General features: G+C 37.9%; 16 protein-coding genes. 15 read left to right on the top strand and 1 reads right to left on the bottom strand.

The features are described 5' to 3' along the window. The first annotated feature begins 42 nt into the window (after positions 1 to 42). The 11 genes from aroA to AC4E8C_RS15575 all read left to right on the top strand — a co-directional run bounded on the left by aroA (position 43) and on the right by AC4E8C_RS15575 (position 9,378). Positions 43 to 1,332, top strand: a complete 1,290-nt coding sequence (gene aroA, locus AC4E8C_RS15625) for a 3-phosphoshikimate 1-carboxyvinyltransferase (protein WP_490207579.1) — start codon at positions 43 to 45, stop codon at positions 1,330 to 1,332. A gap of 155 nt (positions 1,333 to 1,487) precedes the next feature. Further along, a complete protein-coding gene (locus AC4E8C_RS15620) occupies positions 1,488 to 2,390 on the top strand; it encodes a hypothetical protein (RefSeq protein ID WP_490207578.1) in 903 nt (300 codons plus the stop codon). Positions 2,391 to 2,416: 26 nt separating this feature from the next. Continuing rightward, on the top strand, positions 2,417 to 3,682 hold the full coding sequence (locus AC4E8C_RS15615) for a tetratricopeptide repeat protein (RefSeq protein ID WP_490207577.1): 1,266 nt from the start codon (positions 2,417 to 2,419) through the stop codon (positions 3,680 to 3,682). Between the two features lie 32 nt (positions 3,683 to 3,714). Beyond that, entirely contained in the window at positions 3,715 to 4,281 is a 567-nt protein-coding gene (locus AC4E8C_RS15610; protein ID WP_490207576.1) for a ReoY family proteolytic degradation factor, read from the top strand. A 120-nt stretch (positions 4,282 to 4,401) separates the two neighbouring features. Next, positions 4,402 to 4,866, top strand: a complete 465-nt coding sequence (locus AC4E8C_RS15605; protein ID WP_490207575.1) for a YpiF family protein — start codon at positions 4,402 to 4,404, stop codon at positions 4,864 to 4,866. A gap of 133 nt (positions 4,867 to 4,999) precedes the next feature. Beyond that, a complete protein-coding gene (locus AC4E8C_RS15600) occupies positions 5,000 to 5,509 on the top strand; it encodes a QcrA and Rieske domain-containing protein (RefSeq protein ID WP_490207574.1) in 510 nt (169 codons plus the stop codon). 3 nt (positions 5,510 to 5,512) lie between these two features. Continuing rightward, entirely contained in the window at positions 5,513 to 6,187 is a 675-nt protein-coding gene (qcrB, locus tag AC4E8C_RS15595; protein ID WP_490207573.1) for a menaquinol-cytochrome c reductase cytochrome b subunit, read from the top strand. Between the two features lie 56 nt (positions 6,188 to 6,243). Continuing rightward, positions 6,244 to 7,014, top strand: coding sequence for a c-type cytochrome (locus AC4E8C_RS15590; RefSeq protein ID WP_490207572.1), 771 nt, complete (start codon positions 6,244 to 6,246; stop codon positions 7,012 to 7,014). A 170-nt stretch (positions 7,015 to 7,184) separates the two neighbouring features. After that, positions 7,185 to 7,778, top strand: coding sequence for a lipoprotein heptaprenylglyceryl N-acetyltransferase LhaT (lhaT, locus tag AC4E8C_RS15585; RefSeq protein WP_490207571.1), 594 nt, complete (start codon positions 7,185 to 7,187; stop codon positions 7,776 to 7,778). A 65-nt stretch (positions 7,779 to 7,843) separates the two neighbouring features. After that, positions 7,844 to 8,638: a sporulation protein YpjB gene (gene ypjB / locus AC4E8C_RS15580; protein WP_490207570.1), complete on the top strand. Its 795-nt coding sequence runs from the start codon at positions 7,844 to 7,846 to the stop codon at positions 8,636 to 8,638. 59 nt (positions 8,639 to 8,697) lie between these two features. Then, a complete protein-coding gene (locus tag AC4E8C_RS15575) occupies positions 8,698 to 9,378 on the top strand; it encodes a zinc metallopeptidase (protein ID WP_490207569.1) in 681 nt (226 codons plus the stop codon). A 227-nt stretch (positions 9,379 to 9,605) separates the two neighbouring features. On the opposite strand, the gene AC4E8C_RS15570 is transcribed toward AC4E8C_RS15575, so the two are convergent. Further along, entirely contained in the window at positions 9,606 to 10,478 is an 873-nt protein-coding gene (locus tag AC4E8C_RS15570; protein ID WP_490207568.1) for a YitT family protein, read from the bottom strand. A gap of 245 nt (positions 10,479 to 10,723) precedes the next feature. Between AC4E8C_RS15570 and dapB the strand changes: the two genes are divergently transcribed. The 4 genes from dapB to bshA are packed head-to-tail and all read left to right on the top strand — an operon-like array spanning position 10,724 to position 13,786. Then, positions 10,724 to 11,527 (top strand): 4-hydroxy-tetrahydrodipicolinate reductase, encoded by an 804-nt coding sequence (dapB, locus tag AC4E8C_RS15565; RefSeq protein ID WP_490207567.1) that lies wholly within the window; start codon positions 10,724 to 10,726, stop codon positions 11,525 to 11,527. 10 nt (positions 11,528 to 11,537) lie between these two features. Further along, complete coding sequence (gene mgsA, locus AC4E8C_RS15560; protein WP_490207566.1) at positions 11,538 to 11,957, top strand: methylglyoxal synthase; 420 nt, start codon at positions 11,538 to 11,540, stop codon at positions 11,955 to 11,957. Beyond that, entirely contained in the window at positions 11,947 to 12,657 is a 711-nt protein-coding gene (bshB1, locus tag AC4E8C_RS15555) for a bacillithiol biosynthesis deacetylase BshB1 (RefSeq protein WP_490212584.1), read from the top strand. Before mgsA ends, bshB1 begins: the two co-directional genes overlap by 11 nt. Position 12,658: 1 nt before the next feature. Then, entirely contained in the window at positions 12,659 to 13,786 is a 1,128-nt protein-coding gene (gene bshA, locus AC4E8C_RS15550; RefSeq protein WP_490207565.1) for an N-acetyl-alpha-D-glucosaminyl L-malate synthase BshA, read from the top strand. Positions 13,787 to 13,788 lie beyond the last annotated feature (2 nt).

The following is a 13,788-nucleotide window of genomic DNA, read 5'->3' as shown; positions in this document are numbered from 1 at the left end:
TTGGAGTATAACTTCTGATTTTACAAATAAAGGTGATTTCTGATGACTGAATTAACATTGAAGAATAATATAAAGGGTTTAAATGGTGAAATAACCATTCCAGGAGATAAATCAATCTCACATCGATCAGTCATGTTTGGTTCCATTGCTTATGGAGAAACAATTGTTTCTAATTTTTTGCCTGGGGCCGATTGTCTAAGTACAATCGCATGCTTTCGCAGGCTGGGCGTAACAATTGAAGAAACTAATGGCAAACTTCACATCTTTGGAAATGGTTTTGAGGGATTAGTAGAACCTAATGAAATATTGGATGTTGGCAATTCAGGAACAACCATTCGTTTATTAATGGGGATTTTAGCTGGAAGACCCTTTTTCTCTTCTTTAGTGGGTGATGAGTCCATTGCAAAGAGGCCCATGACAAGGGTAACCGTTCCATTAACGAATATGGGAGCAAAATTGGATGGTCGAAAAAACGGTGCCTTTACACCCATTTCCATTCGTGGAGGCCAATTACAACCAATCCGATATGAACTTCCTGTAGCAAGTGCTCAAGTAAAGTCTGCACTAATCCTTGCAGGCCTGCAGGCTGAAGGTGAAAGTACCATCATCGAACCTGCCGAAACACGGGATCATACAGAAAGAATGATTCGTAAGTTTGGCGGAGAAATCAACAAAGATCATCAAATGATTACTGTTAAAGGTGGACAAAGATTGGAAGCAGCCACCATTCATGTTCCTGGAGATATTTCATCTGCTGCTTTTTTTCTTGTTGCAGGTGCTGTTGTTCCCGGCAGTAAGCTGATCTTAAAAAACGTGGGCTTAAATCCAACTAGAACTGGAATCATTGATGTTATGAAGAAAATGGGTGCGAATTTAGAGATTATTAATCAGGAAGAGGATTCGTTTGAACCGGTTGGCGACCTCATTATTAAAACATCTACACTTAAAGGTACAGTTGTGGAAGGTGCCTTAATCCCAAAACTTATTGATGAAATTCCAATTATTGCTCTTTTAGCAACACAGGCTGAAGGTACAACCATTATCAAGGATGCAGAAGAATTAAAGGTGAAAGAAACAAATCGAATAGATACAGTTGTTCATGAATTGAAAAAATTAGGGGCTTCCATTGAAGCAACTGATGATGGGATGATCATTTATGGAAAATCCAAACTGCATGGAGGAATCGTCTCAAGCCATGGTGATCACCGGATTGGTATGATGCTCGCAATAGCAGCTCTTTTGTGTGACGAAGATACATTCCTTGAAAATCCAGAATCTATTTCCGTTTCATACCCTAACTTCTTTTCTCATTTAAATAGTTTAATCGACTAAAAAGCTGCTTTTATTGCAGCTTTTTTTAGTTGAGTGGCAAGCTATCAATAGAGATGCAGTCAATCATAATAAGGTATTAATGGGATTGAATCAGAGTCATAGTTTTCAATTTTTTAGCATAGCTTGTCTTTAAGAATGATATTAGGCGGTGGACGATGTATATTATTGAAAATGCCAATATTTTGAAAGACAAGCATCTGACTACATGTTCGCTATTAATTCATGATGACCGAATAACTAGGTTACAAGCACAAAATTCAAAATATCGATATATGAAAATGAATGCTGAACCATATATAATGACCCCGACCTATGTTCTGTTAGATTCCAAAATTCCCACTTCTATGCCATTTCCGATTATAAAGGAATATTTGACTGAACATTTCTTATTAAAGGGTTCAACTACTTTATTTACGTACGTAGATGTCACACTTGAAAATGAACTAACTGAGAAATTGAGACAAATGAAAAATGCACTCATGAGTTGTCCTCTTGATTTTATGATTGGAGTAAGGATTCCTCCCCATCTCCTATCTCCATCCTTTATAAGAAGTTGTAAAAAATTAAAGATTCCAGCTATCTTTATCCAGCTAACCGATCAGAATCAAGAAGAGTTAGATCAAGTACCGTGGGGCTGGATAAGGGAGGCGTTGTTTCCATTTAATAGTCCTCTGATTCCAATAATTTCTTCTTCACAAAAGAAGGAGCAAAAGGCAGTTTTGTCGAAATGGAAAGTTATAATGCAAAAAGAAAGAATTCCAGCATTATTGGAGGTAATTGTAGAAAATCAGCCATTGTCAATTCAGGTACTAAACAAAATTGGTTTTTATCCTCAAAAGGGCAGCCTTATGAATGGTACGGAATTAAGTTATAATCTATATGTAAAAGGAAGAGAAGTCATTAATGTTGATGAAGTAAATCTTTTTCATTATCATGGTGATAGACTTGTAGTTACAGTTCACAAAGGAAAGGTTGTCCGTTCAGGTATGAGGGTTTTATTTAAACCAGGAAATGGAGAACATGTAAAGGTGCGAACCCCATCTTATTTTTCTTTGTAAATTCAAGGGGGAAAGAGGTAAAGCCAATGGATCGAGTAAATAAAATTATTAGTTTGTTAGAGAACGGCCAACATAAAGAGGCCTTAAATGAATATAATGTTGTATTACAACATGGTCTTCCAGAAGAAAAATTTTTGCTTGGAGAAGAACTATATCAGTTTGGTTTTCTAGATGAAGCAAAAGCCTTAGTTGAAAACCTATTAGAATCTTATCCTGAAGAAGGAGAGCTTCTTGTTCTCCTGGGTGAAATATTTGTGGAGTCAGGCGAAGAAGAAGAGGCAATCCTTGTCCTAGAGAAGATTTCGGAGCATGATGCAAATTTTGCACCGGCATTGTTATTGTTAGCTGACCTTTATCAAATCCAGGGCCTTTATGAAGTTTGTGAAAGGAAGCTATTAAAAGCAAAACAGATATTGCCTGATGAAGTCATTATTGATTTTGCTTTAGGAGAGTTATACAGTGAGGAAGGCGAAGTGATTAAGGCAAAAAATGCCTATGAGAGGGTTTTAACAGAAGAGGTCGAAATTGCTGGTGTCAACATAAATGGACGTCTGGCTGATTTATTAAGTACTTCTGGATCCTTTGAAGAGGCTCTAACCTATTATGACAAGGCACTTGATGAAAAATTAGAGATTAACACACTATTTGGCTATGCATTAACAGCACTTCAGGCCGGATATAATCGGACAGCCATTGTTAAATTCAATGAATTGAAAGAGCTTGATCAGGAATATCATTCGCTTTATTTACATCTTGCAAAAGCATATGAACGAGAAGAAGAACTCGAAAATAGTTTACAAGCTATTAAAGATGGCATTAGACAGGATGAATTCAATAAAGAGTTATCCTTCTACGGTGGAAAAATATCTTTAAAACTTGGTAAAGTGGAAGAAGCAGAACAATACTTTCGTGAGGCACTTGCATTAGACCCTGGCTTTTTGGAGGCTGCCCTTACGTTAAATAAGCTCTTTTTCCAACAAGAAAGGTATGACGATGTTATTGACTTGATCTCCCAGCTTGATAGTACAGGAGATGAAGAGCCCCAGTTGATATGGGATGCAGCACTTGCTTTTGATAAACTTGAAAATTTTTCTGACGCATTAGACAAATATGAAAGTGCATATACTTTTTTTAAGCATAATCAAGACTTTTTGCTTGATTACGGTTATTTTCTAATAGAGGAAGGAAAAAACGACCGTGCCGCCGAAATTTTTAAAGAGCTGATAAAAGGGGATCCAACAAACGTTGAGTATTTGGATTTACTCGAACGTCTAACCAATGTGAACGATTAAATAAGCTGAATATACAGAGGAGGGAAACTATCATGGCAACCCCTGTTTCTGTCAACGAGAAGAAGGACTTTATTCGCTGGTTTTTAAATCATTACCAATTAAAGAGAAGAGAATGTGTTTGGATTCTTAATTATTTAATGAGCCACGACCAACTAATGGAAAAAGTTCATTTTGTTGAGCAAGCACAGTACTGTCCACGTGGTCTAATCATGTCTACACATTGTGTAGATAAAGTACCATTCAGGTTTTATAAAGAAAATGTTATGACAACTGATGCTGAAAAATCCTTTCATGATATCCGGCTTAATCGAGATGAGGATATTTTTATTCAATTAAATTTCCATGCCTCAAACCAAGCACACCAGTATGCAGCTGTTCTAGAAGAGAACCCATTTGTACCAAAACATCTGCAAGTGAATGAAAAGGATGGTATTATTGCTGAACAATTGTTACAGCGTAGTATTGAACGCTTTCAACGTGAAAAACTCTTGCAATTAATTGACGATGCACTTGATAAACAAGACCGAAAATCGTTTCAGCTGTTAACAGAAAAACTCAATAAATTAAAAGTTAGAGAAGAAAAAGGAAGTGTGCGTTAAGCAGGCTTCCTTTTTCTTGCATTACTAAAAGAATTATGTCGAAATATTCACTATATCTTTTGTTATTTTAGAAGAAAATGCTATTATAGAATTAGTGATTCAAAAAGGTTGGTGTATAGTATGAAATGGATTCCTCAAGAGATTGAGACTTACTTAAGTGCAAAGGAGTATGTGGATACAGCAGTCATTCCAATTAATTCACTTTCATTCGGAACAGAGATGAAACAATCTGCTGCTGCAGTTGAATTTATCACACTATTAACAGGTTATTTAGAAAGGCAGTTTACAGGGAGAATATTATTATTTCCTGCTTTTACATACTTAAAGACAGAACCCAGCGAAAAAGTAGTAACTGATCTATTAAATTGGGAACAAAGCATTGTAGAGAGTAAATTTAAGCATATATTTTACATAACTTCTGAAGTGGATTGGCGGATGCAGGAACAAAGGTTAAACGGTTCATTAATTTGGCTTCCATCCCTGCCACTTGAACATATGAATAACTCTCAGAAATCTGAGATAATTGAGAATCAAGTTAAACAACTATTATCTCTTTTTACGCAAAAGTGGAATGATATTCAGTGAAACTTACCATATTTTAAAATAGTATGATATTGACCTAACTTGAAGATTGATATATCATTGTTATGTCCTAGTTTTATATGTGTTTAATAATTGTCCGCTGGACTTAACTTTTTGAATAAAGGGGGGGATAAACATGAGTAAAGAACGCGTATCAAGACGTCAATTTTTAAGCTACACACTTACAGGGGTAGGCGGCTTCATGGCAGCGGGAATGCTAATGCCAATGGTTCGCTTTGCAGTCGATCCTGTACTTAAGGCGGAAGCAGGCGGAGATTTTATTGCTACTAAGCAAAAGGTAGCTGATTTAACGAAAGAGCCGGTTCGAGTTGACTTTTCATTTAAACAAAAGGATGCGTGGTATGAGTCTGAAGTAACCAACACGGCTTGGGTTTATCGTGATGATAAAACAGACAAAATTGTAGCGCTTTCGCCTACTTGTAAGCATCTGGGCTGTACAGTTGCCTGGAATACTAATAAGGATCATCCAGAGCAATTCTACTGTCCATGTCATGGCGGCCGTTATACGAAAGATGGTACAAATGTTAAAGGTACACCACCGCTTGCACCGCTTGATGTATATCCATTGAAAGAAAAAGACGGTTACGTTTATTTAGGTAAAGCTGAACCACGGAAGGAGGCGTAATCATTGTTAAACAAAATTTACGACTGGGTAGATGAACGTTTAGATATTACGCCGATGTGGCGCGATATCGCAGACCATGAAGTACCAGAGCATGTAAACCCTGCACATCATTTTAGTGCGTTTGTATACTGCTTTGGCGGGTTGACTTTTTTCATAACAGTCATTCAAATTCTTTCCGGTATGTTCTTGACAATGTACTATGTGCCGGATATTAAAAATGCCTGGGAATCTGTTTATTATCTTCAAAATGAAGTTGCATTTGGTCAAATTGTACGTGGAATGCATCACTGGGGAGCCAGTTTAGTACTTGTAATGATGTTTTTACATACGTTACGTGTCTTTTTCCAAGGGGCCTATAAGAAACCACGTGAATTGAACTGGGTTGTCGGAGTTCTTATCTTCTTCGTCATGCTTGGACTTGGTTTGACTGGTTATCTATTACCTTGGGACATGAAAGCGCTGTTTGCGACAAAGGTTACACTTCAAATTATTGATGCAACACCGATCCTTGGTCCTTACCTGAAAACGTTAATGGCTGGTCATGAAAGCATTGTGGGAGCTCAGACATTATCTCGATTCTTTGCCATCCACGTGTTCTTTTTACCGGCTGTATTATTTGGGTTAATGGCAGCTCACTTTGTTATGATTCGTAGACAAGGTATATCTGGACCACTTTAAAAACAATTTTTCTGACATAATTATCTTAATACAGAAAAAAGGAGGGGGATTGCTCAATGCATCGCGGTAAAGGTATGAAGTTTGTCGGCGACTCACGTGTTATTGCACCCGAAATGCGTACGCCAAAACTTCCGAAAGATTACTCAGAATACCCTGGTAAAACAGAAGCATTTTGGCCTAACTTTCTTTTGAAAGAATGGATGGTAGGAGCAGTATTCCTAGTAGGCTTTCTCTGTTTAACCGTTGCCCATCCGGCACCGCTTGAAAGGATAGCGGACCCAACGGATACTGGTTATATTCCATTACCAGACTGGTATTTCTTATTTTTATACCAATTGTTAAAATATTCATTCGCATCTGGTCCATATACGGTAATTGGTGCAATGATTATTCCTGGACTTGCTTTTGGCGGGTTACTACTAGCACCTTTCATTGATGTTGGACCTGAACGCCGCCCAAGAAAGCGCCCGTTAGCAACAGGATTTATGCTGTTAGCACTTGCTGCTATTGTGTTTTTAACTTGGCAATCTGTTGCCACTCATGACTGGGCAGCTGCAGAACGACAAGGGAAGATTGTAGAAAAAGTAGACATTGATAAAACTAGTGATGGGTATAAAATTGCTAGTGATAATACATGTATTACTTGTCATGGCGATAGCTTTCAAGGTGGAGCGGGAGCCCCAACACTTATCGGCAATGGTTTGTCAGCTGACGAAGTAGCCAAGATTGCTAAAAACGGTAAAGGCAAAATGCCGGCTGGAGTCTTTAAAGGCGATGATGCACAGTTGAAAACACTGTCTGAATTCATTTCTGGACTTGGCAAATAATTAAAAAGATTAAAAGCTGACGAACATTTCGTCAGCTTTTTTAGCAGATAGGAAATTATACCTTCCCTATTTTGCAAAAGGGCAATGCCTCACGAACCGCTTAAGGCTCGCCAATCGGCGAGTTTTCTTTATCTGTTAGTATTCAAAATATCATTGAATGAGGTGTACACGTGCGTTGGATATACCCACTCTTAGCCAATCGATCAATTCTAAAGCTTTTATTGATCATTAATATTGTTGGAACTATATATGGCTATTATTGGTATGGTTGGCAGCTTAAAGAGACACCTGCCATTTTTCTTGCCTTTGTCCCTGATAGTCCTACAGCAAGTTTGTTTTTTGTTTTAGTCCTTATAGCCTTTTTATTACGTAAAAATTGGCCATTAATAGAAGCGCTGGCTATTGTAACCCTTTTTAAATACGGAATATGGGCAGTAGTCATGAATATTCTTGTCTTTATTGTTCAAGGAGAACTAGATGGGATAGGATTTATGTTGATTGTTTCCCATTTTGCAATGGCTGTCGAGGGGCTCTTGTATTCCCCTTTTTATCGATTTAAGTGGTGGCATTTAAGTGTTGCGGCTATTTGGACGCTTCATAATGATATTATTGATTACGTCTTTTTCATGCTGCCAAGCTATCATATGCTTGACCAATATACACCTGAGATAGGATACTTTACTTTCTGGTTATCGATTGTTTCAATAGGAATAGCATATTATTTTGTTATTCGTCCCAAAAGGTTTAAACTAAAAATAAAATAACTGAAGATGGTCTAACCTTGTCCAACCTTACATACATTTTATTAGAATGAAAGGGGGGACAAGGATTGAAAATCAGATGGCTATTCTTTTTAACAATTATCATTATGCTCACTCCCGCTACTGCATACGCTGAACAACAATCGCCAATGGAGAAGCTCGATGATATATCAGATGAAGCACTCCAAATGGTGAAATTTCAACGATATGAAGATGCAAAAAAATTACTAGATTATTTTTCTGATCAGTTTACGAGTATTACTGGGACAGATAAGCCTTTATCGATGGATGAGGTTAGGATTGTCAATACGTCCCATGATGAAGCTATGGAAGCAGCAGTTAGTCCCAATATGAAATATGAGGAAAGACTAAATAAACTAACAAAGTTTCGTCTTGTTATTGATGCATTAGCAACAAGTCATCAACCTTTATGGACCGAAATGGAAGAACAAATTATGACCTCATTTCACCAAGCTAGGGAAGCAGCTATTCTGGGTGATACGGCCCATTTTCATACAAACTTTAACACCTTTTTATCCTTATATAATGTTATCTACCCAAGTATGAAAATTGATGTACCAGTGGAAAATATTCAAAGATTAGATGCACGGATTGATTTTATTAATGAATATCGTTCTCAAATTGTCAATAATTCTAAAAGTCAGCAGGAACTTACTGCGCTGGACACTGACCTAAAGAATCTTTTTGCCAATATGGAAGAGGATGAGGCAGATCCGTCACTCTGGTGGGTGATTATTTCAACAGGTAGCATTATTATTATGACATTATCCTATGTAGGCTGGAGAAAGTATCAAGGGGATAAAAAGTTGAAAAAAGGTCGTTCTAGGGATCTAAAGGATTAATGCATCTAATCGGCTTTACACACTGCCAATAACACCACGAGCTGATTTGGAGGAAGAGTATGTTTTACCTTATTTATTTTGCTATCATTGTTCTTATCCCGTTATGGGCACAGATGAAAGTGAAAAATACCTTTACAAAATATTCGCGGGTACCGACATCAACCTATCGTAGAGGTGCCGATGTAGCTAGGGAGATCTTAAATGCAAATGGTTTGTTTAATGTAGGAGTTGAGGAAGGACGCGGATTTTTAAGTGATCATTATGACCCTCGGAGTAAAACCGTTCGTCTGTCGCCAGATAACTTCCGCGGAAATTCTATTGCTGCCGCAGCCGTTGCCGCCCATGAATGTGGACATGCTATTCAGGATGCAGAGGGATATGCTTTTTTACGGTTTCGTCATGCGTTAGTTCCAGTAGCTAATTTTGGTTCCAATGCATCATGGATCCTCATTATGATTGGAATATTTGCTCATTTAAGTGGAATGCTGTTACTTGGAATAATATTAATGGCTGCAGCTGTTCTTTTCCAAGTAATCACTTTGCCTGTTGAATTTAATGCTTCAAACCGTGCCCTTAAACAAATGTTATCCCTTGGCTTAGTTGCGAACCGGGAAGAAAGAGAGGCTAAAAAGGTTTTAAGTGCCGCTGCTCTTACGTATGTTGCAGCTGCTGCAGTCGCTGTTCTTGAGCTATTAAGACTGGTGCTGATCTATACCGGTATGAATAGAAATGATGATTAAGAAAAGCGGAAGCGCCCTGGTCAGCGGCGTATGGCCTGGAGCGCTCCAACTGAGATAAAGGAAACACGAAGAGCCGGAGGTGATTCGATGTTGACTTATCGTAGGGCGGAGAGCGAAGGACACTAGCCGCTAGGGCGTTAAAGCTGGACATTTCTCAAAGTAAAAACTTATAAATTCTTATATGATTAAAAAAGAGCAATGTCCTCACGCTGGGGACATTGCTCTTTTTATTCACCAATAGGCATTTTGTTTTCGTCAAGGGTAAAACCTTCACCATGAACATCATGGACCTCAGAGATCGAAACAAATGCATGCGGGTCTACTGAAGTAATTAAATTTTTTAGGCGAACTATTTCATTTTTTGCAACCACACAATACAACACATCTCGTTCAATTTTTGTATAGGAACCATATGACCTTAGTGCCGTAACACCTCGGTCCATTTGCTCCATAATTTTGGCGGCTATTTGTTCGTTCTTTTCAGAAATAATCATCGCACCACGTGCCGAGTAGGCACCTTCCTGCATGAAATCAATAACCCGAGCACTAACATATACAGCAACAAGCGTATACATAGCTTGTTTATAATTTAAATATGTCAATAATGAAAGAGTAATAACACAGGCATCGAATAAAAACATCGTCTTACCCATATTCCAACCGGCATATTTTTGGACAAGCCGGGCAATGATATCAACCCCGCCTGTTGTACCGCCCGACCGAAAGATGATTCCTAATCCAATTCCTGTAAGAACTCCTGCAAAGAGCGCAGCTAATGTTAAATCGTGCTCGAGCGGCATGTTAATACTATTCCGTTGAAAGATCCATAAGAATATTGAAACACCAACTGTGCCAATAATCGTATAAATAAACGAGTTTCTTCCTAAAATCTTCCACCCAATAAAAAACAACGGAATATTGAGTATTAAATTTGTATACGAAGGATCCCATTTAAAAATAAAATAAAACAATAAGGTTATGCCTGTGAATCCCCCTTCGGCAAGTTTATTTTGCATATTAAAATTAACAAGACCAAATGCCATAATGGCTGTACCAACTAGTATAAGCAATATATTTTTTAGTTTAAGTCCAAATATCATAAAAATTCCACCTCTTCCATACATTTCTTTGTTATGGCGGTTCTAATTATAGCGAATAAGGATAACAAGAGCAATGAGAAGACGAAAAGAGCGTAGTATAGTCGAAAACATTTGTAAAACAGTCCTAATTTAGCTAACATAAAAAAGGAATAATAATTAATCAAATGTTACATAATGAATATTTTTGATACTCGAGATAAAAATCGGTGGACAAGAATTAATCAAGAGAATGAGGAGTGAAAAAGATGGAAGATGTCAAAATCATCATTGCTGGACCACGTGGTCGAATGGGCAGTGAAGCTGTGAAATTAGTAACAAACACGGGAAACTTTAAATTGGTTGCAGCCATTGACCATAAAAACGAAGGGTTAATGTTAAGTGATGTGAACGGATTCCAATCCATCGCTAACGTACCAATCTATACAGATATTGAAAAGTGTCTGCAAGAGGTGGAAGCTGATGTATTAATTGACTTAACCACTCCTGAGGTTGGTATGCTCCATGCAAAAACAGCGCTTGAATATAATGTTCGTCCGGTTGTTGGAACGACCGGCTTTTCGAAGGAAGATTTAGAAGAGCTTCAACGCATTTGTTTTGAAAAGGAATTAGGATGCATCATTGCACCAAACTTTGCCATTGGTGCAGTCCTTATGATGAAATTTGCACAGATGGCTGCTAAATATTTTGATGATGTTGAGATTATTGAAATGCATCATGATCAAAAACTTGATGCTCCTTCAGGGACAGCAGTAAAAACAGCAGAAATGATCTCAACTGCCAGAGAACCCAAAAAGCAAGGTCACCCAAATGAAAAAGAAACTATTAAAGGAGCAAGAGGCGGCGACTATGATGGAATGCGTATCCATTCGGTCCGCTTGCCAGGACTTATCGCTCATCAACAAGTTTTATTTGGGTCTGATGGACAGTCATTAACCATCCGTCATGATTCCTACCATCGCGGCTCTTTTATGTCAGGTGTTAAGGTAGCTTTGGAAACAGTTATGAAGCAAAATAAGTTTGTGTATGGACTTGAAAATATTTTAGATTAGAGGTTTTTTTATGAATATTGCATTAATCGCACATGATCAAAAGAAAAATGATTTAGTCCAATTTGTTACGGCATACCAAGCAATTTTTGCCAAACATGTCCTCTTTGCAACTGGTACAACCGGCTCAAAGATTAATGAAGCAACTGGTTTAGCTATTACTCGTTTCCAATCTGGCCCTCTTGGCGGTGATCAACAAATCGGTGCCCTGATTGCTCAAAATCAAATGGATGCGATCTTCTTTTTCAGAGATCCATTAACAGCACAGCCACATGAGCCAGACGTTACGGCCCTTGTAAGACTATGTGACGTGTATTCCATACCTTTAGCAACAAATATGGGAACCGCAGAGTTACTAATTAGAGGGTTAGAATTGGGTTTGTTGGAATGGAGAAACATTGTTAATGAGAATGGTGAAGGTAATGGAAAATAAACAATTACATATGCTTGCTTTTGGTGCACATGCTGATGATGTAGAAATCGGGATGGGAGGAACCATAGCAAAATTTACTGCAGAAGGAAAAAAGATTGGCATTTGTGACTTAACAAATGCCGATCTTTCATCAAATGGGAATGTAGTGTTACGTAAAGAGGAAGCAGCCCAAGCCGCAGAAATATTAGGGGTTTTATTTCGAACGTCTCTAGGCTTTCCAGATCGAGGATTATTTCTAATAGACGAATACATTCGAAAGGTTGCTGATATTATTCGGACTTATAAGCCGCAAATAGTGTTTGCGCCCTATTACGAAGATAGGCATCCAGATCATGGGAATTGTGCCAGCATTGTGGAAGAAGCTGTATTTTCTGCAGGAATTAGAAAATATCAAACAGATGAATGTAATGTGCCTCATCGTGTGCAAAAAGTCTACTTTTATATGATAAATGGTTTTCATAAACCTGATTTTACCATTGATATAACATCCTCTATAGGGCAAAAGCTTGCCGCGCTTCGTGCCTATAAAAGTCAATTTGAATCAACAGCTCAGAGTTTCGATACTCCACTCGTAAATGGTTATATTGAGACAGTAGAGGCTAGGGAAAAAATGTTTGGAAAATTGGTTGGAGTACCATATGCCGAGGGTTTTAAGACAAAGGTTCCACTCCTCTTAAAGAATGATTTGATAGGGGATTAACATGAGAAAATTAAAAATTGGAATTACATGCTATCCAACTGTGGGCGGCTCAGGGGTAGTAGCAACAGAATTGGGAAAAATGTTAGCTGAAAAGGGACACGAAATTCATTTTATTTCCTCGAGTCTCCCTTTTCGATTAAATAAAATGTACCATAATATTCATTATCATCAGGTTGAAGTAAATCAATATTCAGTCTTTCAATACCCTCCATATGATATTGCTTTAGCAAGTAAGATGGCAGAGGTTGCTAATCGGGAAAATTTGGACCTGCTGCATGTGCATTATGCCATTCCTCACGCAGTTTGTGCCATTTTGGCCAAGCAAATGTCAAATAAGGATATTAAAGTTGTAACCACCTTACATGGCACGGATATTACAGTCTTAGGCTATGACCCATCATTAACAGATGCTATAAAATTTGGAATAGAAAAATCTGACGCTGTAACGGCTGTCTCAAATGCATTAGTACAACAAACTTATGAGCTCATCAATACCGATAAACAGATTGAAACGGTTTATAATTTTATTGATGAACGCGTTTATCATAAAATCGATAGTGCTTCTTTAAAAGCGCAATTGCATATTCAAGAAGATGAGAAAGTGATTATCCATGTTTCCAATTTCCGTGCTGTAAAACGGGTGACCGATGTGGTGAAAACTTTTGCAAAGATTTCTGCAAATATGCCGGCAAAATTGCTGTTAGTCGGAGATGGTCCAGAAATGACTATCGTTTGTAAACTGGTGAAACAGCTCTCAATAGAGGATCGTGTGATATTACTTGGAAAACAAGAGAATCTTGAGGAGTTATATTCGATAAGTGATTTAATGCTGTTATTGTCAGAAAAGGAAAGCTTTGGCCTTGTGGCACTTGAAGCAATGGCATGTGGTGTCCCATGTATCGGGACAAACGTGGGCGGGATACCGGAAGTAATCCTGCACGGTGAAACAGGTTATATTTGTGAGGTCGGAGATGTTGACACTATTTCCTCCCAAGCCATTTCTTTGTTAAATAATAACAGTCTTCATGAGGAATTTTCCCATGCGTCATTAGAAACCGTTCGGATAAAATTTAAAGCCGACCAAATTGTTGAACAATATGAGCAGCTTTATTGGAAGCTGCTGAATTAAGG

This window comes from Neobacillus sp. SRL179 (assembly GCF_984799095.1).
This window is presented reverse-complemented; position numbering and strand designations above follow the sequence as displayed.

Coding starts and splice junctions, on each gene's coding strand:
- AC4E8C_RS15590 (WP_490207572.1), top strand. CDS start 6,244: ATGCATCGCGGTAAAGGTATGAAGTTTGTCGGCGACTCACGTGTTATT.
- AC4E8C_RS15600 (WP_490207574.1), top strand. CDS start 5,000: ATGAGTAAAGAACGCGTATCAAGACGTCAATTTTTAAGCTACACACTT.
- AC4E8C_RS15620 (WP_490207578.1), top strand. CDS start 1,488: ATGTATATTATTGAAAATGCCAATATTTTGAAAGACAAGCATCTGACT.
- AC4E8C_RS15615 (WP_490207577.1), top strand. CDS start 2,417: ATGGATCGAGTAAATAAAATTATTAGTTTGTTAGAGAACGGCCAACAT.
- AC4E8C_RS15605 (WP_490207575.1), top strand. CDS start 4,402: ATGAAATGGATTCCTCAAGAGATTGAGACTTACTTAAGTGCAAAGGAG.
- mgsA (WP_490207566.1), top strand. CDS start 11,538: ATGAATATTGCATTAATCGCACATGATCAAAAGAAAAATGATTTAGTC.
- bshA (WP_490207565.1), top strand. CDS start 12,659: ATGAGAAAATTAAAAATTGGAATTACATGCTATCCAACTGTGGGCGGC.
- bshB1 (WP_490212584.1), top strand. CDS start 11,947: ATGGAAAATAAACAATTACATATGCTTGCTTTTGGTGCACATGCTGAT.
- AC4E8C_RS15610 (WP_490207576.1), top strand. CDS start 3,715: ATGGCAACCCCTGTTTCTGTCAACGAGAAGAAGGACTTTATTCGCTGG.
- aroA (WP_490207579.1), top strand. CDS start 43: ATGACTGAATTAACATTGAAGAATAATATAAAGGGTTTAAATGGTGAA.
- dapB (WP_490207567.1), top strand. CDS start 10,724: ATGGAAGATGTCAAAATCATCATTGCTGGACCACGTGGTCGAATGGGC.
- AC4E8C_RS15570 (WP_490207568.1), bottom strand. CDS start 10,478: ATGATATTTGGACTTAAACTAAAAAATATATTGCTTATACTAGTTGGT.
- AC4E8C_RS15575 (WP_490207569.1), top strand. CDS start 8,698: ATGTTTTACCTTATTTATTTTGCTATCATTGTTCTTATCCCGTTATGG.